General features: G+C 62.6%; 21 protein-coding genes. 8 read left to right on the top strand and 13 right to left on the bottom strand.

What is annotated here, in order from left to right; genetic code table 11:
* Positions 1–3: 3 nt before the first annotated feature.
* Genes VPH40_RS16100 through VPH40_RS16120 form a run of 5 tightly spaced genes read right to left on the bottom strand, consistent with a single transcriptional unit; the run spans position 4 to position 4869 of the window.
* Positions 4–1035 (bottom strand): ABC transporter ATP-binding protein, encoded by a 1032-nt coding sequence (locus tag VPH40_RS16100; RefSeq protein WP_099666258.1) that lies wholly within the window; start codon positions 1033–1035, stop codon positions 4–6.
* Positions 1036–1048: 13 nt separating this feature from the next.
* Positions 1049–1828 (bottom strand): ABC transporter permease, encoded by a 780-nt coding sequence (locus tag VPH40_RS16105; RefSeq protein WP_035822719.1) that lies wholly within the window; start codon positions 1826–1828, stop codon positions 1049–1051.
* Positions 1825–2664 carry an ABC transporter permease gene (locus VPH40_RS16110; protein ID WP_099666257.1) on the bottom strand — a complete coding sequence of 280 codons (840 nt, stop codon included), beginning with the start codon at positions 2662–2664 and terminating at the stop codon, positions 1825–1827. Before VPH40_RS16110 ends, VPH40_RS16105 begins: the two co-directional genes overlap by 4 nt.
* Positions 2665–2685: 21 nt before the next feature.
* Positions 2686–3708, bottom strand: coding sequence for an ABC transporter substrate-binding protein (locus VPH40_RS16115; RefSeq protein WP_289900629.1), 1023 nt, complete (start codon positions 3706–3708; stop codon positions 2686–2688).
* 57 nt (positions 3709–3765) lie between these two features.
* On the bottom strand, positions 3766–4869 hold the full coding sequence (locus VPH40_RS16120) for a porin (RefSeq protein WP_099666255.1): 1104 nt from the start codon (positions 4867–4869) through the stop codon (positions 3766–3768).
* A gap of 238 nt (positions 4870–5107) precedes the next feature.
* On the opposite strand from VPH40_RS16120, the gene VPH40_RS16125 reads away from it, so the two are divergent.
* On the top strand, positions 5108–6025 hold the full coding sequence (locus VPH40_RS16125; RefSeq protein ID WP_328573942.1) for a LysR family transcriptional regulator: 918 nt from the start codon (positions 5108–5110) through the stop codon (positions 6023–6025).
* Between the two features lie 14 nt (positions 6026–6039).
* Here VPH40_RS16125 and rsmA read toward each other — a convergent pair whose 3' ends face one another.
* The 4 genes from rsmA to VPH40_RS16145 all read right to left on the bottom strand — a co-directional run bounded on the left by rsmA (position 6040) and on the right by VPH40_RS16145 (position 11678).
* Positions 6040–6819, bottom strand: a complete 780-nt coding sequence (gene rsmA / locus VPH40_RS16130; protein ID WP_076573213.1) for a 16S rRNA (adenine(1518)-N(6)/adenine(1519)-N(6))-dimethyltransferase RsmA — start codon at positions 6817–6819, stop codon at positions 6040–6042.
* 51 nt (positions 6820–6870) lie between these two features.
* On the bottom strand, positions 6871–7920 hold the full coding sequence (gene pdxA / locus VPH40_RS16135; protein WP_289900628.1) for a 4-hydroxythreonine-4-phosphate dehydrogenase PdxA: 1050 nt from the start codon (positions 7918–7920) through the stop codon (positions 6871–6873).
* Between the two features lie 19 nt (positions 7921–7939).
* The gene (locus VPH40_RS16140; protein WP_099666253.1) at positions 7940–9343 is read right to left on the bottom strand and encodes a peptidylprolyl isomerase; all 1404 of its coding nucleotides are present in this window, start codon (positions 9341–9343) and stop codon (positions 7940–7942) included.
* Between the two features lie 88 nt (positions 9344–9431).
* Positions 9432–11678 carry an LPS-assembly protein LptD gene (locus VPH40_RS16145; protein ID WP_251351310.1) on the bottom strand — a complete coding sequence of 749 codons (2247 nt, stop codon included), beginning with the start codon at positions 11676–11678 and terminating at the stop codon, positions 9432–9434.
* A gap of 99 nt (positions 11679–11777) precedes the next feature.
* On the opposite strand from VPH40_RS16145, the gene VPH40_RS16150 reads away from it, so the two are divergent.
* From VPH40_RS16150 to VPH40_RS16170, 5 genes are all read left to right on the top strand, one after another.
* Positions 11778–12845, top strand: coding sequence for an aminoglycoside phosphotransferase family protein (locus VPH40_RS16150; RefSeq protein WP_099666250.1), 1068 nt, complete (start codon positions 11778–11780; stop codon positions 12843–12845).
* A gap of 62 nt (positions 12846–12907) precedes the next feature.
* Positions 12908–13627 carry an N-acetylmuramate alpha-1-phosphate uridylyltransferase MurU gene (murU, locus tag VPH40_RS16155; RefSeq protein WP_099666249.1) on the top strand — a complete coding sequence of 240 codons (720 nt, stop codon included), beginning with the start codon at positions 12908–12910 and terminating at the stop codon, positions 13625–13627.
* Positions 13627–14949, top strand: coding sequence for an aminopeptidase P N-terminal domain-containing protein (locus tag VPH40_RS16160; protein ID WP_328573982.1), 1323 nt, complete (start codon positions 13627–13629; stop codon positions 14947–14949). Before murU ends, VPH40_RS16160 begins: the two co-directional genes overlap by 1 nt.
* 9 nt (positions 14950–14958) lie before the next feature.
* Entirely contained in the window at positions 14959–16101 is a 1143-nt protein-coding gene (locus VPH40_RS16165) for a UbiH/UbiF/VisC/COQ6 family ubiquinone biosynthesis hydroxylase (protein ID WP_328573943.1), read from the top strand.
* 115 nt (positions 16102–16216) lie between these two features.
* The gene (locus VPH40_RS16170) at positions 16217–17170 is read left to right on the top strand and encodes a GGDEF domain-containing protein (protein ID WP_099666246.1); all 954 of its coding nucleotides are present in this window, start codon (positions 16217–16219) and stop codon (positions 17168–17170) included.
* Positions 17171–17218: 48 nt separating this feature from the next.
* Here the strand turns inward: VPH40_RS16170 and VPH40_RS16175 are convergent, their stop codons facing one another.
* The 3 genes from VPH40_RS16175 to VPH40_RS16185 are packed head-to-tail and all read right to left on the bottom strand — an operon-like array spanning position 17219 to position 20147.
* The gene (locus VPH40_RS16175) at positions 17219–18673 is read right to left on the bottom strand and encodes an NAD(P)(+) transhydrogenase (Re/Si-specific) subunit beta (protein WP_328573983.1); all 1455 of its coding nucleotides are present in this window, start codon (positions 18671–18673) and stop codon (positions 17219–17221) included.
* 8 nt (positions 18674–18681) lie between these two features.
* On the bottom strand, positions 18682–18996 hold the full coding sequence (locus VPH40_RS16180) for an NAD(P) transhydrogenase subunit alpha (RefSeq protein WP_034778841.1): 315 nt from the start codon (positions 18994–18996) through the stop codon (positions 18682–18684).
* Between the two features lie 38 nt (positions 18997–19034).
* A complete protein-coding gene (locus VPH40_RS16185) occupies positions 19035–20147 on the bottom strand; it encodes a Re/Si-specific NAD(P)(+) transhydrogenase subunit alpha (RefSeq protein ID WP_328573944.1) in 1113 nt (370 codons plus the stop codon).
* Positions 20148–20559: 412 nt separating this feature from the next.
* On the opposite strand from VPH40_RS16185, the gene VPH40_RS16190 reads away from it, so the two are divergent.
* Both VPH40_RS16190 and mnmA read left to right on the top strand, forming a co-directional pair.
* Positions 20560–21039 carry an NUDIX hydrolase gene (locus VPH40_RS16190; protein WP_010401817.1) on the top strand — a complete coding sequence of 160 codons (480 nt, stop codon included), beginning with the start codon at positions 20560–20562 and terminating at the stop codon, positions 21037–21039.
* A 41-nt stretch (positions 21040–21080) separates the two neighbouring features.
* Positions 21081–22202, top strand: coding sequence for a tRNA 2-thiouridine(34) synthase MnmA (mnmA, locus tag VPH40_RS16195; RefSeq protein ID WP_328573945.1), 1122 nt, complete (start codon positions 21081–21083; stop codon positions 22200–22202).
* Here mnmA and VPH40_RS16200 read toward each other — a convergent pair.
* The gene (locus VPH40_RS16200; RefSeq protein WP_077409312.1) at positions 22199–22606 is read right to left on the bottom strand and encodes a response regulator; all 408 of its coding nucleotides are present in this window, start codon (positions 22604–22606) and stop codon (positions 22199–22201) included. The genes mnmA and VPH40_RS16200 overlap by 4 nt on opposite strands.
* Positions 22607–22647: the final 41 nt, after the last annotated feature.

Raw genomic sequence — 22647 nt, forward strand, 5'->3', positions numbered from 1 at the left:
AAATTACGCGCCCAGCCACAGGGCGCTGTCGGACGGCAGCACGAAGGAGACGGCCGTGCCTTCGCGCCAGGCGGCGCCACCGGCCGCGCAAATGCCCTTGACCTGGCCCAGCGGCGTTTGCAGCAGGTATTCGACAGTGTCGCCGAGGAAGCCCCGCGCCAGCACGGTACCCGGGTATTGACCGGCCGCGTCGTCGGGCGCGCAGACGCGCACCTTGTCCGGACGCCAGCCCAGCACCGTGGTGCCGGCCGCGACGGGCGATGTGTACGGCAGGCTGGCGCCTGCGTGGTGCAGCGCGCCGTCGCGGTAGTCGAACAGGTTTTCGAAGCCCATGAAGTTGGCGACGAAACGCGTCGACGGCGTATTGAAGACGGCTTCCGGCGCGGCCAATTGCTCGATGCGCCCGCCATTCATGACGACGATGCGGTCGGACAGCGCCAGCGCTTCTTCCTGGTCATGCGTCACGTACAGCATGGTGATGCCCAGCTCGCGCTGGATGCGGCGCAATTCGGCGCGCATCTGCACGCGCAGCTTGGCGTCCAGGTTCGACAGCGGTTCGTCGAGCAGCAGCAGGGCCGGCTCGACGACGATGGCGCGCGCCAGCGCCACGCGCTGCTGCTGGCCACCGGACATCTGCGCCGGCAGGCGCGTTTCAAAACCCGTCAGGCCGACGGCGGCGATCACGGCTTCCACCTTCGTTTTCAGCAAAGCTGGCGCGACCTTGCGCAAGCGCAAACCGAAAGCGATGTTGTCGTATACATTCAAGTGTGGGAACAGCGCATACGACTGGAAGACCATGCCGATATTGCGCTTGTTCGGCGCCAGCTTGCCGATTTCGCGGCCGTCGAGCACGATGCGGCCCGACTGCAGCGGCATCAGGCCGGCGATGGCGCGCATGGTGGTGGTCTTGCCGCAGCCGCTGGGGCCCAGCAGGGAAATCAGTTCGCCCTGCTCGACGTGCAGGTCCAGGTCTTTCACGGACGTCGTGTTCTTGGCGTAGCCGAGGTTCAGCTTGTGCAGTTCCAGATAACTCATGGTGTGTTGCCTCTTACATGTATTTAGAAATGCCCAGCACCTTCTCGGTCACCATCACGAAGGCCATGGTGAACAAGACCAGCAAGGTCGACAGGGCAGCGATCGACGGATCGAAACTGTTTTCCATATGTCCCAGCATCTCGATCGGCAAGGTGCTGATGCCCGGGCCCGTCAAGAACAGCGAGACGGGCACCTGGTTGAACGAGGTGACGAAGGCGAGGAAGAAGGCGGCGATCACGGCGTTGCGGATATTCGGCAGCACGATCATGAAGAACGCGCGCAAACGCGACGCGCCCAGCGTGATGGCGGCATCCTCGATATCGACGCGCAGGTTCACCAGGCTGGCGTACACGACGCGCACCGAGTACGGAATCAGCAGCGCGATATGGCCGATCAAGAGGCCCACGTAGACGGGCGCGTTGATGGTCAGGACCAGGTGGTGCAGCAGTCCCAGGCCCACGAGGATGGCGGGAATGATCAGCGGCGACGTCAATATCTGCCGGATGGCGCCGATGCCCGGCGGCGGCATGCGCGAAAACGCATACGCGACGGGAATGCCCAGCAACAGCGCGATGACGGTGGCAATCAGGCCGATTTCCAGGCTAGTCTGGAAGGCGCGGCGGAACTCGGGCGCCGACCACACTTCCAGAATCCAGCGCAGCGAATACGACTCGGGCGGAAACGCCAGGGTTTCGCCGCCGGAAAAACCGGCCAGCACGACGATGGCGAAAGGCCCCAGCAGGAACAGGAATACCAGCCATAAAACGGCACGTGAAAACAGGCTTTCTTTCATACGGAACTCCGGCTCGAGGAAATACGTTTAAGGCCGGCATTCACCAGCAAGGTCATGCAGACGAGGATGACGGCGATGACATTCGCCGCGCCGAAATCGCTCTCCACGCTGACCTTTTGGTACAGCAGGGTTTCCAGCATCAGCACCTTGGTGCCGCCCAGCAGGGCCGGCGTCACATAGGCCGTCACGCAGCCCGTAAACACCAGGGTGCCGCCGACGACCAGGCCTTCCTGCGTCAGCGGCAGGGTGACCTTGCAGAATACTTGCCATGGATTGGCGCCCAGGGTGGCGGCAGCCGGTTCCACGTCGCGCGGCAGGTTTTCCAGCGCGCCCGCCAGCGACATCAGCATCAGCGGCAACAGCAGTTGCAGCAGGCCGACAAACACGGCGAACTCGCTGAACAGCAGGCGCAGGGGCTCTTCCGTCAAGCCCATGTTGACCAGCGCCGCGTTGACGGCGCCGTTGCGGCCCAGCAGCACGATCCAGGCGTAGGTACGCGCGATCGGCGAGACCATCAGCGGCAGGATCATCATGCCCACCACCAGGCCGCGCCACTTCGGCGACACGCGCGCCACGGCTTGCGCGGCCGGGTAGCCGAGGATGATGGAAGCGAGCGTCACCAGCGCGGCGATGCGCAGGGTACGCCAGAAGATGGTGCGGTTGAACTCTTGCGAAAAGAATTCGACGAAGCGGTCCACGCCCCACTGCATGCCATCGCCGACGCGGAAGGCGTCGACCAGCAAGGCCAGCACGGGCAGCAGGAAGCAGACAACGATAAAGATCAGCGCCGGCAGGACCAGCAGCAGTCCCAGGCGCTTTTTTGGATCAGCAAACATGGTGTTTTCTCCTCGTCACCACTATTTGCTCATGGCCTTGTTCCACTGCGTCATCCAGTTGCTGCGCTGCTTGATGATGGTTTCCGGTTTGACGAATTTCAGCGAATTGATCTGGTCGGCGCCATAGGTGTTGAATTGCGCGGCAGCCACGGACAGGCGCACGTCCTTGTTGACGGGCGAGTCGACCAGGTTGGTCGCCAGCTGCGTCTGCACTTCCTTGGACAGCCAGAAATCCATCAGCTGGTACGCCAGGTCCGCATTCTTCGAGCCAGCAACGATGCCCATCACGTTCATGCCGGCCGCCTGGCCTTCGGCCGGGATGCTCCATTTCAGGGGCAGGCCAGTCTTGAGCATTTGCGACCAGGTGAAGCGCGCCACGGGCGCGGCCCAGATTTCATCCTGGGCAAACAGGGCGGCCAGCTGCGCGCTGTTTTTCGAGAACGTGACGACGTTGCCCTTCATGCCGACGATCTTGGCAAAGCCGGTGGCGTAATCGTCCGTCTTGCCGCCCCAGGCCGCATCGGCCATGCGCAGCATCAACGGGCCCTGCGTGGTGCTCACGTCGGGGAAGGCCACGCGGCCCTTCAGTTCGGGGCGCCACAGGTCCTTCCAGGACGTCAACGGGGCGATCTTGTCGCTGCGGTACACCAGGCCGACCGAATACAGGGTGTAGCCGACGGCGAAATTGCCGCCGACGGGGTTTTTCGCCACGTCGTACAGCGCCTTGTAATTGCTCAGCTTGGAGTAATCCATGGGCTGGATGACGCCCTTTTGCGCCGCTTCCAGCATGCCGGAATCGGACAGCAGCACCAGGTCGATCACCGGATTCTTGGCGTGCACCACCAGCTTGGCGATGCGGTCCGCATTATTCCCCGTTTCCACCTTGATATCGCAACCGCATTTGGCCTTGAACGGCTCGTACACATACTTCATGAACAAGGGCTGGGCAATCGGGTAGGCCGAAATGACCAGCTCGCGTTTTTCCGCGTGGGCGGCGTTGGCCAGCAAGCCTAGGCTCAACGCCAACATGAGGTGCTTTTTCAAGATGCTTCCTTTCAGGGGACGGCGCTGCGGGACAGCGCCTGTAAAGATGAATCAGACTCAGAAATAATGTCGCATGCCGACGATCAGCACGCTTTGCGTCTTGCCGCCCGAGGCGCCGAAGCCGAACACGCGCGCGAACGTCGCATCGCCGGCCGCTTTCTGGTAGCTCCAGGTGATGGCGACATCGGTGCGCTTGGACAGGAAATAATCGGCCTGGAAGTTGACCTGATGCCATTTCGGCGTCTTGTTGATCACATCATATTTACCAGTGGTAAAGAAATACGACGCGCCCAGGTTCAACGCTTCCGTCAGCTTGTGGTTCACGTTCAAGTCCACGTTTTGCAGGGTCAGGTTGCTTTGATCCAGGTAGTGGTAGCGCACGTTGGTGTACAACGCGCCGAACTTGGTCCTGCCCACATTATAAAAGCCTCCCGTGCCGGCGATGGCCTGGCTGTCCACGCCCGCGCCCTTGACGGCGCTCTTGTTGAAGATCAACAGGGAACTGCCGTAGTCATTGCCGATGGCGCCATTCGGCGCGTCCGGGCTGTTCGGGCGATCCATCTTGGTGTAGGCGACGGCCCAGCTGAAGGCATCGACTTTGTAGCCGGCGCCCATGCTGTAGACGCGGTTGCGGTTGGAATCTGCCGGATTTTCGCTGAAACCGTACAAACCCGTAAACGACAGGTTGCTGATGTTCGGGCTGACATACTTGACGGCATTTTGCACGCGCAGGTTGTTGTAGCCATTGTCGTTGTCGCCAATGTGCACGCCGTTACTGGCGATGACTACAGGACCCAGCAAGTCCTTGACGGCTTCGTACTGGCGGCCCAGGGTCAGGGTGCCCTTGTCGTTGCTCGACAGGCCCACATACGACTGGCGACCGAACAGACGGCCGCTTTGCGAGGCCGTTCCCGTCATGACGTTAAAACCGTTTTCCAGCGCGAAGATGGCCTTGGTGCCGTTGCCCAGGTCTTCCTGGCCACGGAAACCGATGCGGGGATTCTGATTCGTGCCGCTCAGCGCATGCGTGCGGCTGCCGTTACCCTCATCCGATACATAGCCGATACCGGCCGACAGCAAGCCATACACTTGCACGCTGCTTTGCGCCTGCGCCGCGCCCTGCGCCGCCAGCAAGCCCCCAACTACCATCGTTCCAGTCATCCATTTGTTCATCGCCGCCGCCCTAAAAAGAATAAACCCTGAGTTTTTTTGGAATTATTTTATTGATGCGTCCCTTGCCTGGCGCACCGCCGCGAGTGCCGGCGCCGCATTCCAGGCTCTTCTCCCGAATATTGTTGCATTCAAGACAAGTAAAGACCAGTCCAGAATATGGTAAATTGCGGGATAAGAAAATTTGTTTATTTTTATAAATCCATTACTTTTTCTAATAAGCAAAACCATGCATGAGTTGAGCAAGAAGATTTCCTTACGACATTTACAAGCGTTTGCCACCTTAGCCCGGGTAAACAGCTTCAGCAAGGCTGCACAGGAATTGTGCGTGACCCAGCCGGCCCTCAGCGCGTCGATCAAGCTGCTGGAAAATCAACTGGGAAAAAAGTTGTTTAACCGCACAACCCACCAGCTGGAACTGACGCGCGAAGGCAAGCTGGCGCTCGATTACGCCACGCATTTATTGAATACGGCGAGCAATACCTTTGCCGACATCCAGCGCGCCATCGGCAGCGGCCGCCACCGCATCCGCATCGGCGCCATCCCCTCGGCCATGGCGATGACGGCTGTGGTGGTGGCGCGCTACTGCGAGCAGCATGGCGATGAAGTGGAAATCGTCCTGTCGGACATGCCCAACGATGGCTTGCTGCACGCGCTGCATTCGGGCCAGCTGGACTTTTGCGTGGGCATCGAGGTGCCCGGCTCCGTGTCGCTGGAAAGCGTGGGCCTGTTCGAGGACGAGCTGGTGCTGGTGACGGCGGGACGCCATGCGCTGGCGTCGCTCAAGGAAGTGCGCTGGGAACAGTTGGCGGGGCAGGAAATCGTCGTGTTTACCAAGGGCAGCATCTGGGAGTTCGCCTCGAGCGCCCTGCGCCAGCATGGCTTGAGTCCGTCGAGCCTGTACCAGATGATCCACAGCGAGTCGCTGTATGGCGTGGTGCGCGCCGGCATCGCCGTGGGCATCATGCCCAGCCTGTACACGACTTTCCTCAATGACGAGGACTTGCACGTGGCGCCGCTGCGCCAGCCTACGTGCAAGCGCAAGATCGCCTTGATGCGGCGCAATGAAATCAGCCGCAACCACCATGTCGACGATTGCTTTTCAGCGTTGCGGCAAGATCTGCAACAGGTCGACCAGTGGTTTTGAGTTAAACCGGGGGCTTAGGCTGGCGCCTTCAGCAAGTTCGCCAAAGCAACATATTGCTCCAGGCCCACGGTTTCCGGACGCAGGGTCGGGTCGATGCCGGCCGCCTTGATCTGCTCTTCCGTAAACATCCCGGCCAGGCAGTTGCGGATCACCTTGCGGCGCTGCGAGAAGGCCTTCATGACCACCGCTTCCAGGGTCGCCTGGTCGCACGCCAGGCGCTCGGCCACGGGGATCATGCGCACGATGGCCGATTCCACTTTCGGCGGCGGGTCGAAGGCCGTCGGCGGCACGATGAACAGCAGCGACATGTCGTAGCGCCATTGCAGCATCACGGACAAACGGCCATACGCCTTGCTGCCCGGTTCGGCCACCATGCGCTCGACGACTTCCTTTTGCAGCATGAAATGCTGGTCCTGCACCAGCGGCGCGAAGTCCGCCAGGTGGAACAGCAGCGGGCTGGAGATGTTGTACGGCAAGTTACCCACGATACGCAGCTTCTGGCCGGCCGGCACGGGAATTTGCGCGAAATCAAACTTCAGCGCATCGCCCGAGTGGATCGTCAGCTTGGCCGGATTGAAGGTCTTTTCCAGGCGCACGATCAGGTCGCGGTCCAGCTCGACCACATGCATCTGTTTCAAATGGCGCAGCAGCTGCTCCGTCATGGCGCCCAGGCCGGGACCGATCTCGACCATGGCATCGTCCGCCTGCGGCGCGATGGCGGCCGTGATGTCGTCGAGGACGAAGCGGTCATGCAGGAAGTTCTGGCCAAAGCGTTTGCGGGCAACGTGTTTCATATTCTGTTTTTCTATTCTAGAGGCGGTGTAGCGGGGTAAAACCGGGGGCGGTCAGGCGCGGGTGCTGGCGCGCAGCATGGCGAGCGCCGTTTGCAGGGCTTGCTCCATGCTGTGGCAATCGGCCAGCCCCAGCCCTTGCGCGGCCAGGTCCAGCGCCGTGCCGTGGTCGACCGAGGTGCGGATCAGCGGCAAGCCCAGCGTGACATTGATGCCGCGCCCGAAGGTCGCGTATTTCAGCACGGGCAAGCCCTGGTCGTGGTACATGGCCAGCACGCAATCGGCATCGGCCAGGTATTTGTGCTGGAACAAGGTGTCGGCAGGATACGGTCCGCGCGCATCGATGCCGCGCGCTTGCGCCGCGGCAATCGCCGGAGCGATGACATCGATTTCCTCGCGTCCCAGGTAGCCGCCCTCGCCCGCGTGCGGGTTCAGGCCGGTTACCAGGATGCGTGGCGCGGCGATGCCGAATTTCTGTTGCAGGTCGCGCTGGATAATGTCCAGGGTGACGGCCAGGCTGTCCAGGGTGATGGCGGCGGACACGTCCTTCAAGGGCAGATGCGTGGTGGCCAGCGCCACGCGCAGGGCCGGTTCGCCATGGCCGGGTTCGCCGGCCAGCATCATCACCACCTGCGGCGTATCGGTTTTTTCTGCCAGGTATTCCGTATGGCCGGAAAAAGCCACGCCGGCGTCGTTGATCGTGCTCTTTTGCAAGGGTGCCGTGACCATGGCGCCAAACCAGCCGGCCTGGATACCTTCCACGGCCGCGTCCAGGGTAGCGAGCACGGAGCGCCCGTTTTCCTTGTCCAGCACGCCAGGGATGACATTGTTGACGGTGGGAATATCGATCACGGCTAGGCGGCCCGGTCCGAACTGGGGCAAGCCGCTGTTGCGCACGGCTTGCAGCGACAGCGCCGCCAGGCGGATATCCGGGTCGATCAGGCTGGCCGTCAGCGCCAGGAAGGCGGCGTCGCCCAGCAGGATGCAGTTGACTTCATTGCGCATGGCCCAGGCCGCGCGTATGGAGATTTCCGGGCCGACACCGGCCGGTTCGCCACAAGTGATGGCGATGGCCGGGCGGCGTGCAAGGGGCAAGTTACTCATGCGCAATGAATCAGCAGCATTACTGGTCGTCCGCGCGGAATTCGACGTAGGCACGGTCGCGCACTTCGCGCGCCCAGTTTTCCGTCGCCTCTTCCAGCTTGCGTTCGCGCAAGGCATTGCGTGCGGCGGCGCGCTGTTTCTCTTTCGAGACGTCATCGCTCTTGCGTTCCAGCACTTCGATCAGGTGGAAGCCAAAGCTCGATTCGATCGGCTGGCTCACTTCGCCCGGTTTCAGCGCATTCATCGCCGTTTCAAATTCCGGCACGGTGTCGCCTGGATACAGCCAGCCCAGGTCGCCGCCCTTGGCCGCGGAACCGTCGTTCGAGAACAAGCGGGCCAGGTCTTCGAACTTGGCGGCCTTGTTATCGAGACGCTCTTTCAATTCCAGCAATTTGCGCTTGGCTTCGGCAGCCGACAAGGTCGGGGTTACTTTCAGCAAGATATGGCGGGCATGCGTCTGCTGCACGGCAGCGACGGCTTGCGCTTCGGCCGCGCTGCGGCGGTCCACCAGCTTGAGGATATGGAAACCGGTGTTGCTCTTGATGATAGGCGTGATCTGGCCCGGCTTCAGTTTCAGCAACTGTTCCGTGAACAGGGGCGGCACGCGGTCGCTATGGCGCCAGCCGATATCGCCGCCGCTCAGCGCATCGCTGGCATCGGAATAGGTGGCGGCCATCTTGGCGAAATCGGCGCCCGTGCGCAGCTGGCGGCTGACTTCTTCGGCGCGCGCGCGGCGCGCGGCGATCTGTTCGGGGCTGGAATTTTCCGGAATGCGCACGAGAATCTGCGCCAGGTTCAGTTCCACCTGTTCGCTGGCGGCCGCTTTTTCCGCTTCCAGGAAGTTATCCACTTCGGAATCGGAAATCTGGATCTTGGCATCGACTTCATGCTCGCGCAGGCGCTGCATGATGATTTCATCGCGGATTTGTTCGCGGAAAGTCGCAAACGGCGTGCCTTCCTTTTCCATCTGGTTGCGCAGTTCCTGTACCGTCATTTTTTGCTGTTCAGCAATACGGCTAATCGCGCGGTCCAGGGTCAGGTCATCCACGCGCACGCCCATTTCCTTGGCCAGCTGCATTTGGGCGCGTTCAACAATCATGCGCTCCAGCAATTGACGACGCAGGTCGGCAGGATCGGGCAAGGGCACGTTCTGCGCCTTCATGCGCTGCTCCACGCTCGTGATGCGGGCCGCCACTTCATTACGCGTAATCACCTCGTCATTGACGACGACGGCGATGGAGTCGATGGTCTGGCCACTGCTCGAGGCCGGTGGCGTGAACCCCTTGGCCGGTGCCGCGGCGGCGGGCTTGGCGACAGGCGCTGACGCAGCCTGTTGCGCCCAGACACTACTGGTCGTGGCGCCGGAAATGGCGCACAACAAAACCGTTGCAATTTTGAGTTGGTGCATACTGGCATTACGCATAATGTGTAGAGCGCTCATGAGTTCAGGTGAATAAAAAAACCGGTTTGTGCCAGCGCCGGGAACACCGGCGGCGGCAACGGTGCCTATCTTAACGGAGTGGCTGGCTCAGTGTCTGGTAACCAGGGATGGTTTTTGTAAAAGTTTCCAGGCCATTCGCGCCCAGACCCAGGCCATTCGACAAGCCCGTCAATTCCAGCTGGAAGAAGATCGGCGTCGAAACGGTATTGGACGTCGTCACGAAACGCTGCGCGCCCATGCGGAACACCCAGCAATCGCCCTTGTATTCCAGGCCGACCAGGCTTTCCAGCATGCTGCGGTTCTTCAAGGAGTAACTGATGCGGCCCACGCCATACAGGCGGTCCGTCAACGGCCATTGCGTCGATACTTCCGCATTGCGCCAACCAGCATCCCCACGCTGGAAACGATTGCTGAAATTCAATACTTTCTTGGCACCTGGCTGATATTGCAAGGTGTAGTTGTAGTTCATCAACTGGCGATCGCTGGGATTGTACTGCACCAGGCTGTCGGCGGTCCAAGTCTCGGACACGCGGCCCGTCGCGGCCAGCAGGATGTCCGAACGCGACTGGTTGACGGGCGTGGTCGAATTGAGTTGCACGCGCTGGTCGGCAAAATAGAAACGCTGGCCGAAGGTCAGGCGCATGCGTTCCGTACCGTCCGCCTGCAGGAAGCGCGATACCAGGGCGGCCGTGACCTGGTTGGCGTCGCCGATGCGGTCGCTGCCGACAAACCGGTTTTCCGTGAAGATTTGCGTCAGGTTGAAGGTGCCGTCGGCCGTATCGAATTTCGGGAACTGCGACTGGTCGCGGTACGGCGTATAGACATAGAACAGGCGCGGTTCCAGAGTTTGCGTGCCGCCCTTGGCGCCAAACAGATTCGTGTCGCGTTCGAACACCAGGCCGCTGTCGACCGAGAAAGTCGGCACGGCGCGCGTAAACGAGGTCGTATTGAACAGCAGCGCCTTGGTCCTGGCATCGTTATCAAGCTGATATGCGCTGGCATTGAGCATCAGCTTGGGCGTGACGAAGTAGCCAGGGCGCACGATGGGGAAACTCACCTGCGGCACGGCCACGAGGCGCGACCCTTGCACCTGGGTCGGATGGGCGAAACGCGTCGCTTCCGCGTCGAAGGTCCAGTCGAAGCCGCCCCAGACGTCATATTTGCCAGCGTGGAAGTTCACCGCCGGCAAGCGGTCATACGGGCGCGGCACGGTCGCCGTGGGATCGGGATCCTGCAGCACCTGGTAATTCTGCACGCGCGCCGTCAGGCTCCAGTCCTCGGTGCGGTAATCGGTGCGCAATTCGCGCAGCAACTGGCGCTCGGTGGCGGTGGCGACGGTTTTCGAAAAATCGTTCGGGTAATTATTGTCGGACGCCTCGCGCAAATCCCAGCTGTAACTCCAGCCCTTGGCCAGCGCCTGCTCATGCTTGGACTTGATCATGTAGCGGTTGGTCTTGGTTTGCTTGTCGTTAGGCAAGAATTCAAACGACGTTTCGCCCTGGTACAGGCCGGCATCCGTCTCGCCCATGTAGCGGCCCGTCGCACCGAGCTGGATGCCGCGCCGCTGGATGTAGCGCGGGTACAGGGTCAGGTCGCGGTTCGGCGCGATATTCAGGTAATACGGCATCAGCAGCTCGAAACCGTTCTTCGAGGCAAAGCCCGGCGTGGGCGCCAGCCAGCCCGAGCGGCGCGCGCCCGACAGCGAAAACGAGATGCCCGGCGTGCCCAGGATCGGCACGTCCTTGAAATAGATGATGGTCTTGCTGCCGGTACCCACGTCGCGGCCCGTATCGAGGTTCAAGGTGCTCGATTTCAGGTACCAGTCCGGGTTCGGCCCTTCGCAGGTACTGTAGGTACCGTCGATGACATTGGCTTCGTCGGGGTTGATGAAGTCGACGCGCTCGGCCTTGCCCTGGCCGCCGCCCACTTCGAAGCGGTATGTCGGGTTGAGCAGGAAACCCTTGCCGGTCTCCATGTTCAGCTTCAGGACGTCGCCCGTGTAGTAATCGCCGAAACGCCACATCTTGATATGGCCCTCGGCGTCAAACTCATCTTCAACTTGTTTGTAACAAGCTGTATCGGCCGTCATTTTTGTGGTTTTTCCGCGCTCAATCACGACATTCTGGTCGAGATTGAGCTCCCTTTCGGGGCGTCCCTTCATGCTGTTTGCCGTCATGACGGTGGGCGCGTCGGGATCTTCCACATGAACCGGACGCGGCGCTTTCTGGGCGTGGACAGGCACCGTCGTGGCGGCGACAAGCGCGCTGATGGCGAAAGCCCAGCGCTGCGAAGGGGGGGAGGCCGAAAACCAGCTCATGAATTGGAAGGGGCAAGCACCATTGACAGGCGATTTTTTGATTTGAATCCCTTATTATATGGGAATCTGCACCATCAACCCGATTCCACAGGCCGCTTAATGTCATTCTCCCCCAATTCCCCTGCCGCGCCGGCCTCCGCCGACGCTCGCCTGACCCTGTTGAAAGCCTGGTTGGCCCCGCTGAACCTCGTTGCGCCCGATTCCGCCCGCCCCGCTTCCAGCGATGCGAGCTTCCGCCGCTACTACCGTCTCGACGTGCTGCCAGGCAATACAACCTTGCCAGGAAGTACATTGATTGCCATGGATGCGCCGCCCGAGCGCGAAAACGTGCCCGCCTTCGTCAAGGTGGCCGGCTTGCTGAAAGGCGCCGGCGTATCCGTGCCCGAAATCATCGCGCAAGACCTGGACAATGGCTTCCTGCTGCTCTCCGACCTGGGCACGACCACCTACCTCGACGCCCTGAACCACGACAATGCCAGCGTGCTGTACGCGGAAGCGCTCGAGTCGCTGATGAAAATCCAGCTGGCCAGCCAGCCGGACGTCTTGCCCGAATTCGACCGCGCCTTCATCCTGCGCGAAATGAATTTGTTCCCGGAATGGTTTATTGGCAAGCACCTGGGCGCCACCTTGACGGATGTGCAACAAACCCAGCTGGACAAGGTCTTCGAAGCCATCACGGCGAATATCTTGTCGCAGCAGCAAGTGTTCATGCACCGCGACTACCATTCGCGCAATTTGATGCACATCAACGATGGCTCGATTCCCAATCCCGGCATTCTCGATTTCCAGGACGCCGTCTTCGGCCCCGTCACCTACGACATCGCCTCGCTGCTGCGCGATGCGTATCTCCAGTGGGATGAAGAACTGGTGCTCGACTGGGTGATCCGCTACTGGCAGCGCGCCAAGCAGCTGGGCTTGCCAGTCAATCCCGATATCGACGCTTTCTACCGCGATTTCGAATTCACGGCCCTGCAGCGCCATTTGAAAATCCTCGGCCTGTTCGCGCGCCTGAATTACCGCGACGGCAAGGATTTGTACATGGGCGACCTGCCAACCGTGCTCGACTACGTGCGCAAGACGGCCAACCGCTATACGGAACTCAAGCCGCTGGTGCGTCTGCTCGATGCATTGGAAAACAAGACTCCGCAAGTCGGCTATACATTCTAGGCACCTTCCCGCTGCGCGGCGTGCCCGCGCAGCCGACTTACCGATACAGAAAACGACTACCCATGAAAGCCATGATCTTTGCCGCAGGCCGCGGTGAACGGATGCGTCCGCTTACCGATACCTGTCCCAAACCGCTGCTGAAAGTGCGCGGCCGCCCGCTGATCGTCTGGCATGTGCTGAACCTGGTGCGCGCCGGCATCACGGACATCGTCATCAACCATTCCCACCTGGGCCACCTGATCGAGGAAACCCTGGGCGACGGCAGCGCGTATGGCGCGCGCATCGCGTATTCTCCCGAGAGCACGCCGCTGGAAACGGCGGGCGGCATCGCCCAGGCGCGCCACCTGCTGGGCGAGGAACCATTCCTCGCCATTTCCGGCGACATCTATTGCCCCTACTTTGATTTCAAGCAAGTACTCGACGTGCTGGCCGACAAGGACGTGCTGGGCACGCCGTATCCGGCCGACCAGCGCGACATCGCCTGGACGTACCTGGTGCCCAATCCCGACTTCCATCCCACAGGCGACTTCGGCCTGACCTTGTTCGCGATCAACAATACGGACGATACCAAGTGGACCTTCGCCAACATCGGCGTGTACCGTCCCGAGATGTTCGACGGCATCGCGCCCGGCAGCCACGCCAAACTGGGCGATTTGCTGCGCCAGTACGCGGACCAGGGCCGCGTGGGCGGCGAAGTCTATCCGGGCGAGTGGACGAATGTGGGCACGCCGGCACAGCTCGACGCCCTCAACGGCGTCACGGCCAAGGCCAGCGCAACATGATGGCCAACTACGCGGCGCGGCGCGCGGCGCTGCTGGCGCAGATGCTGCCGGGCAGCGTAGCCATCCTCGCCACGGCGCCCGAAGTGCCGCGCAACAGCGATTGCGATTATCCGTACCGCCACGACAGCTATTTCTATTACCTGAGCGGCTTTACGGAGCCCGACAGCGCCGTGGCACTCGTGGCCGCCAGCGCCACGGCGCCGGCGCGCGCCATCCTGTTTTGCCGCGCCAAGAATACGGAGCGCGAAATCTGGGACGGTTTCCGCCACGGCCCCGAGGCGGCGCGCGCCAGCTTCGGCTTCGACGCCGCCTTCCCCATCGAGGAACTCGACGTGGAAATGACGCGCCTGCTGGCCGACGTCCCCGCCATTTACTATGCGCTGGGCGGCAGCCTCGATGCACAGGTCAAGGTCTGGCGGCACAATGTGCGGCAACAGGCCCGCAGCGGCGTCACGGCGCCCGCCATCGCGCATGACATCCATGGCATGCTCGACGCCATGCGCCTGCTGAAAGACACGCAGGAACAGCAGTTGATGCGCCGCGCGGCCGCCATTTCCAGCGCGGCCCACGCGCGCGCCATGCGCGCCACGCGGCCCGGCATGCACGAATACGCGCTGGAAGCGGAGCTGCTGTACGAATTCCGGCGCAGCGGCGCGCAATTCCCCGCGTATTCCTCCATCGTGGCCGGCGGCGACAACGCCTGCATCCTGCATTACAGCGCCAACAACGCGGTATTACAGGACGGCGAGCTGGTACTGATCGACGCCGGCTGCGAACTCGATGGCTACGCCTCCGACATCACGCGCACCTGGCCCGTCAACGGCCGTTTCAGCGGCCCGCAGCGGGCCCTGTATGAACTGGTACTGGCCGCGCAACAGGCGTCGCTGGACATGGTGCGCCCCGGCTTGCCGCACAGCGCCATCCACGAGGCGGCCGTGCAGGTGCTGGCGCAAGGCATGCTGGACCTGGGTTTGCTGGACCGGCAGAAAAGCGGCAGCGCGCAGGACGTCATCGCCGACAAGGCCTATATGCCCTTCTACATGCACGGCACCAGCCACTGGCTGGGCATGGACGTGCACGACGTGGGGGCCTACCGCGACACGGACGCGCCCGGCAAGCCATGGCGCCCGCTCGAAGCGGGCATGGTGCTGACGGTGGAACCGGGCATCTATGTGCGTCCCGGCGCGGGCGTGCCGGAGCAGTTCTGGCATACCGGCATCCGCATCGAAGACGATGTGCTGGTCACGCCGCAAGGCCACGAAGTCTTCAGCACGGCGCCCAAGGGCGTCGCTGAAATCGAACAACTGATGTCACAGGATTAACGCCGCCGCATGCATACACCGTCCACTTTCGATCTCGCCATCTGCGGTGCCGGCCCCGTCGGCATGGCGCTGGCCGCCCTGCTGGTGCAGCGCGGCAGCCGCGCCGCCGGCATCGCCCTGCTCGACGCCAAATCCCTCGACCAAGCCAGGCGCGACCCGCGCACCATCGCCCTGTCGCACGGCAGCCGCCAGATTCTCGAGGAAGCGGGCGCCTGGCCCGTGGCAGCGACGCCGATTCATCAGATTCACGTTTCGCGGCGCGGCCAGTTCGGGCGCAGCCTGATGGACCGCGGCGAGCATGGCGTCGAGGCGCTCGGCTATGTGGCCCGTTACGGCGCCGTCGTCAGCGCGCTGGCCGACGTCTGCGAACGCCTGGGCGTGGCCAGTTTGCGCCCGGCCCTGGTCACTGGCAGCGTGGAAGACGCCGATGGCGTCAGCGTGCAGCTGGAACAGGAGGGCGCCGCCTCGAGCTTGCGCGCCAGCCTGCTGGTGCAGGCCGAGGGCGGTCTGTTCGGCCAGCAGCCGGAACGCGCCGTCAGCCGCGATTATGGTCAAAGCGCCATCATTGCCCACGTGCGCACCAGCGATCCCGTCGCCCACCGCGCGTACGAGCGCTTCACCGATGAAGGGCCGCTGGCCCTGCTGCCGCAGGACGATGGCTACGCGCTGGTCTGGTGCGTGCCGCCCACGCGCGCGGAACAGTTGCTGGCGCTCGACGAGGCAGCCTTCCTGGCGCGCCTGGGCGCCGCCTTCGGCAGCCGCCTGGGGCGGTTTACCCACACGACGCCGCGCCTGGCCTATCCGCTGGGCCTGAACGCGCAGGCGGGCGGCACGGCGCGCACGGTCGCCATCGGCAATGCGGCGCAAACCCTGCACCCGGTGGCCGGACAAGGCCTGAACCTGGGCTTGCGCGACGCCGCCGTGCTGGCCCGCGTGCTGGCGCAGGACAGCAGCCCGGCCGGGCTGGAACGCTACGCCAGCCTGCGCCAGGCAGACCGGGGGCTGACCGTGCGCGTCACCGACACCATGGCGCGCATCTTCACGGGCAACGCGCCCACGCAAGGCTTGCTGGGCCTGTCGCTGGGCCTGCTGGACGCATTTCCCCCTGCGCGCAAGACGCTGGCCGAGCTGATGATGTACGGCCGCCGCTGAGTCTTAGCAATAAGGAAAGGGCACGGGCGAAAAAGAAACAGGCGGGCGATCCGGCATGGAGTAAACGGCCCGCGGATGCGACAATGGCTGTCACCTGGCTTTTGGCGACCGTTCCATGACAGATGCATTGCCCGCAGCACCGCCTGCCGCTCTTCCCGAAGTCCTCTTTTCCCGCCTGCTGGAAGACGCCCTCGACGCCGTCATCATCATCGACGAGCAGTGCCGCATCCGCTATATCAATGGCGCCATGCAAACGCTGTCGGGCTATGCCAGCGGAGAATTGCTGGGCCAGACCCTGAACGGCCTGCTGCCCGACGCCGTCGGCGCGCAGCACGACAACCACGTGCTCAACTACATCCGCAGCTCGCGCACCTCCAGCGTGCTGGGCAAGATACGCGAATTCGCCATCCGCCACCGCGACACGCAAATGATCCCCATCGAAATGAAGGCGATGGACCTGGGCGTGGTCGACGGCATGCGCTATTTCGGCGCCTTTTTGCTCGACGTGCGCGAACGGCGCGAACTGGCGGCGAAAAACGCCAGCCTGCTGGCGCAGCTGGAACAGCAGGCGCTGCACGATGCGCTGACGTCGCTGCCGAACCGGCGCGCCTATGAAGCGCAAGCCGAGCAGGCGATGGCGCGCGCGGCGCGCAGCGGCGCCGCCCTGAGCGTGGGCGTGGCCGACCTCGACCACTTCAAGAAGATCAACGACCGCTATGGCCATGCCGTGGGCGACGCCGTGCTGCGCACGGTGGCGCAGGCGCTGCGCGACACGGGACGCATCACCGACGTGGCGGCGCGCCTCGGCGGCGAGGAGTTCGGCCTGCTGTTCCCCGACGCCAGCCTGCAGCAGGCACACCAGGTGGCCGAACGCATCCGCGCAGCCGTGGCGGCGGCGGTCACCGTGCTGCCCGACGGTTCCCCGCTGCACGTCACCATCAGCATCGGCGTGGCGCCGCTGGTGCAGGGCGCCAGCCTGGATGCGGCCATGTCGGATGCCGACAAGGCCCTGTATGTCGCCAAGCACCAGGGACGCAACCATGTCGTCGCGGCAGCGGCCGGCCAATAAAAACGGCCCGCGCAAGGCGGGCCATCTTCAATTGACCAAGGCATTGCCTTAATCGATTGCCTTCACCATATCCTCGATCACCTTCTTGGCGTCGCCAAACACCATCATCGTGTTCGCCTGATAGAACAAATCGTTGTCCAGGCCCGCATAGCCGGATGCCATCGAGCGCTTGTTGACGATGATGCTCTTGGCCTTGTAGGCTTCCAGGATCGGCATGCCGGCAATCGACGATTTCGGGTCTTTCGCCGCCGGGTTGACCACGTCGTTCGCACCCAGCACCAGCACCACATCCGTCTGGCCGAATTCGCCGTTGATGTCTTCCATCTCGAAGACCTGGTCGTACGGCACTTCCGCCTCGGCCAGCAGCACGTTCATGTGGCCCGGCATGCGCCCCGCCACGGGGTGGATCGCATACTTGACGGTGACGCCCTTGTGCGTGAGCTTTTCCACCAGCTCTTTCAGCGAGTGCTGCGCGCGCGCCACGGCCAAGCCGTAGCCGGGCACGATGATGACGGTTTCCGCATTGCCCATGATGAAGGCGGCGTCGTCGGCCGAACCCGATTTCACGGGACGCTGTTCCTGCGCGCCCGCCACGCCGGCGGCCGGCGCATCGCCGCCGAAGCCACCGAGGATGACGTTGAAGAACGAGCGGTTCATGGCCTTGCACATGATGTACGACAGGATGGCGCCGGACGAGCCGACGAGCGAACCGGCGATGATCAGCATCGAGTTATTCAGCGAAAAACCGATGCCGGCCGCGGCCCAACCCGAGTAGCTGTTGAGCATGGACACCACCACCGGCATGTCGGCGCCGCCGATGGGGATGATGATCAGCACGCCCAGCGCAAAGGCGATGACGGCCATGACGATGAACGGCGTCCAGGCCGGCTCGGCGCCGTCGGCAAAGCAGAACACCAGGCCCAGCGCGATCATCACCAGCGCCAGCACCAGGTTGAGCATGTGCTGGCCCTTGAAGCTGACGGGCGCGCCCTGGAACAGGCGAAACTTGTATTTGCCCGACAGCTTGCCGAAGGCGATCACCGAACCGGAGAAGGTGATGGCGCCGACAAAGGTGCCGATGAACAGCTCGAAGCGGTTACCGATGGGCAGCGCCTCGCCCTGTTTGGCGATATTGAAGGCCCATGGCTCGGAGACGGCCGCCACGGCGATGCACACGGCCGCCAGGCCGATCAGCGAATGCATGGCCGCCACCAGTTCCGGCATCTTGGTCATTTCCACGGTTTTCGCCAGGTAGGCGCCGATGGCGCCGCCCGTGACGATGCCGATGATGACGAGGGTCAGGCCCATGCCGCCCGCTTGCTGTTCCTTCAGTTTCAGGATCAGCGCCACGGTGGTGACGGCGGCAATGGCCATGCCGCTCATGCCGAAGGCATTGCCGCGGCGCGCCGTCGAGGGCGACGACAGGCCTTTCAAGGCCTGGATGAAGCACACCGAGGCGATCAGGTACATCATCGTCACCAGGTTCAGGGTGACGAAGCTCATGGCGTGACTCATTCTTTTGCTCCTTGCTTGGCTTTCGGTTCTTTTTTACGGAACATCTCGAGCATGCGCTGCGTGACGAGGAAGCCGCCAAACACGTTGACGGCGGCCAGGGCCACGGCCAGGGTGCCGGCTGCCTGCGCCAGCGGGCCTTGCGTCAGGCCGGCCGCCAGCATGGCGCCGACGATGATGATGGCGGAAATGGCATTGGTGACGGCCATCAGCGGCGTATGCAGCGCCGGCGTGACGGTCCAGACGACGTGGTAGCCGACATAAATGGCCAGCACGAAGATGATCAGGTTAATGATGGTGTGACTGATTTCCATGATGTGGTTCTCTCCCGGTGCCGCGTTGTTTTTGTAACTTATTTACGTAAGATTTCGCTGCCCGCACACACCAGGCTGGCCTTGATGATTTCATCCTCGCGGTCGATCAGCAACTGGTCGTCCTTGTCGATGATGAGCTTCAAGAAGTCCAGCACGTTGCGCGCATACAGGGCCGAAGCATCGGCCGCTACCAGGGTCGCCAGGTTCGGTTCGCCCACGATGTAGACGCCGTGCTTGAGCACCGTCTTGCCCAGTTCCGAGAGCGGGCAGTTGCCGCCCTGCTCCACGGCCAGGTCGACGATGACGGAACCGGGTTTCATGGCCTTCACCGTTTCTTCGGAAATGAGCACGGGCGCGGCGCGGCCGGGAATCAGCGCGGTGGTGATGATGATGTCGGCCAGTTTCGCCCGTTCATGCACCAGTTCCGCCTGGCGCCGCATCCAGTCGGCCGGCATGGCGCGCGCATAGCCGCCCGAACCCTTGGCGATCTCCTTTTCTTCATCCGTGAGGAAAGGCACGTCGAGGAACTTGGCGCCCAGCGATTCCACTTGTTCCTTGACGGGCGGGCGCACGTCGGACGCCTCGATGACGGCGCCCAGGCGCTTGGCCGTGGCGATCGCCTGCAACCCTGCCACGCCCACGCCCATGATCAGCACGCGGGCCGCCTTGACGGTGCCGGCCGCCGTCATCAGCATCGGCATGAAGCGCTGGTAAGTGTTGGCCGCCACCAGCACGGCCTTGTAGCCGGCGATGTTCGCCTGCGACGACAGCACGTCCATCGACTGCGCGCGCGTGATGCGCGGCACGGCTTCCAGGGCGAAGGCGGACAGGCCGGCCGCGGCCATGGCGGCGATATTGTCCGCGTCAAACGGGTTCAACATGCCGATCAGCACCGTACCGCTGGCCATCAGGGCCCGTTCATCGGCATCGGGCGCGCGCACCTTGAGCACGATGGCGCAGCCATAGGCTTCCTGGGCGGTGCCGATCTGCGCGCCGGCGGCGGCATACGCGTCGTCGGGAATCGATGCTTGCAGGCCCGCTCCCGATTGCACGACGATCTGATGTTTGGCTGCCAGCTTCTTGACTGTCTCGGGCGTTGCTGCCACCCGTGTTTCACCAGGCCGTGTTTCGGCCGGTATGCCTATCCTCATGATGCCTCCGCTAATTGATAAACTGACTAGAATCTAACACGGAAAGCAGCGCGTTAAACGTTTGTGAACCAGCAACTTTTAGTCGTACGACACTAATTTCACCAGCATCCCACGATTCGTTTCACCATGCGGCGCGGCGCCCATATTGTGGGAAAGGTGTGTCAATCTCACCACAGTCGAGCGTGCGTGCGCGCTTGTTTTGGCCACAGGGAAAGCCTATATTAGCGGGCGTTTCCTGCCATCTTGGCGACTAAGCCCCCATGCTAGTGCGCTCCCCGGGAAAGACGTAAGTACCTCCCACCGCTATTTGCTAAAACGTTGTCATTTATCAATATGTCCGCGCAACAGAAGGCCGGGTTCAAACCGCGCGCGCAGAACAAGATAAAATGTCGGCTCTTTCAAGGATGGAATCATGCCGAGAATCTGGAAACCCTCTGTCACCGTTGCCGCCATCGTCGAGCGCGACGGCCTGTTTTTACTGATTGAAGAAGAGACCAGCGAAGGCATCAAGCTCAACCAGCCGGCCGGTCACCTCGACCCGTTCGAGTCGCTGGAACAGGCGGTGATCCGCGAAACGCTGGAAGAAGCGGCCTACGATTTCATCCCCACGGCACTGGTCGGCATGTACATGTCGCGCTATCAGTCACTGCGCACGGGCGAGGACGTGACCTATTTGCGCTTCACCTTTTGCGGTACGGCCGGCGCCGAGCATGACCGCCCGCTGGACGAAGGCATCATCCGCACCCTGTGGATGACGCGCGACGAGCTGGCGGCGTGCCAGGAACGCCACCGCAGCCCGCTGGTGCTGCAGTGCGTGGACGAATACCTGGCGGGCCGGCGCGCGCCGCTGGCCCTGCTGCACACGCATGCGTCCGTTTTCAATAGCGCATAGCTACACGCATTGCCATATTATTAAAGTAACTGGAAAGCAAGATGAGCAAGAAGAAAGTCGTTATCGGCATGTCGGGCGGGGTCGATTCCTCGGTCGCGGCATGGATGCTGAAGGAACAAGGCTATGAAGTCATCGGCCTGTTCATGAAAAACTGGGAAGATGACGACGATTCGGAATACTGCTCCACGCGCCAGGACTGGATCGACGCGGCCAGCGTGGCCGACGTCATCGGCGTCGATATCGAAGCCGTCAATTTCGCCTCCGAATACAAGGACCGCGTGTTCGCCGATTTTTTGCGCGAATACCAGGCCGGCCGCACGCCGAACCCGGACGTGCTGTGCAACGCCGAAATCAAGTTCAAGGCCTTCCTCGACCACGCCATGACCCTGGGCGCCGACCTGATCGCCACCGGCCACTATGCGCGCGTGCGCCAGGCGCCGACCGATGCGGGCCGCTACGAGCTGCTGAAAGCCGTCGACGCCAGCAAGGATCAAAGCTACTTCCTGCACCGTTTGAACCAGGCGCAGCTGTCCAAGACCTTGTTCCCGCTCGGTGAAATTCCGAAGACGCAAGTGCGCCAGATCGCCGAGAAACTGGCCCTGCCGAACGCGCAAAAGAAGGATTCGACGGGCATCTGCTTCATCGGCGAACGCCCGTTCCGCGAATTCTTGAACCGCTACCTGTCGTACAAGCCCGGTCCCATGAAGACGGCCGACGGCAAGACCGTGGGCGAACACGTGGGACTGAGTTTTTATACGCTGGGCCAGCGCAAGGGCATCGGCATCGGCGGCGTGAAGTCGTACCAGAACGCGGACGGCAGCAGCGACGCCTGGTATGTGGCGCGCAAGGATATCGCCAACAACACCCTGTGGGTGGTGCAGGGCCATGACCACCCGTGGCTGCTGTCGCCATCCTTGACCGCCGACCAGGCCAGCTGGGTGGCAGGCAGCGCGCCGCAGGCGGGCGCCTTGAGCGCCAAGACGCGCTACCGCCAGGCCGACGTGGCTTGCCAGCTGCTGCCGGACGGGAATGAACAGTTCAGCCTGGCGTTTGACCAGGCGCAATGGGCCGTCACGCCCGGCCAGTCGGCCGTGCTGTATGACGGCGACGTCTGCCTGGGCGGCGGCATCATCGCCAGCGCCACAGGCCTGAGCGGCGTCTAGGAATTGCCTTGCGCGGCGGCAGCGAGTGCCTGCTGCTTGCGCACCATGGCAATGACGGTATTGCGCACGGTTTTCAGGACCGTGTCGGCCATGAACGGTTTCACGATGAAGCCCGACACGCCCATGGCGTGGGCCGCCTGCAGCGAGGCGGCGTCGATGCCGCCCGAAACCATGAAAATGAGCGTCTTCGGATACTGGGCGCGGATGGTCTGCACCACATTGGTCCCGTCTTCCACCTGCTCGCGCGCGATGCACACGAAATGCGGGTGGTGCTTGACCAGCAGCGCCAGCCCCAGCGCACTGGTATGCGTCTGCCCGCAGACATCGTAGCCGCCATCGGTCAGGACCGTGTTCAGCAGGCCGCGCGCCACGGCGCTGCTATCGATCAGGACTGTCTTTAACATCATGATTACTTTCCTTGCTTGATTTATTCCGTGTTCTGGCC

Origin of the sequence: Janthinobacterium sp. P210005 (assembly GCF_036231865.1) — a bacterium.
Lineage (GTDB): Bacteria > Pseudomonadota > Gammaproteobacteria > Burkholderiales > Burkholderiaceae_D > Janthinobacterium > Janthinobacterium kumbetense.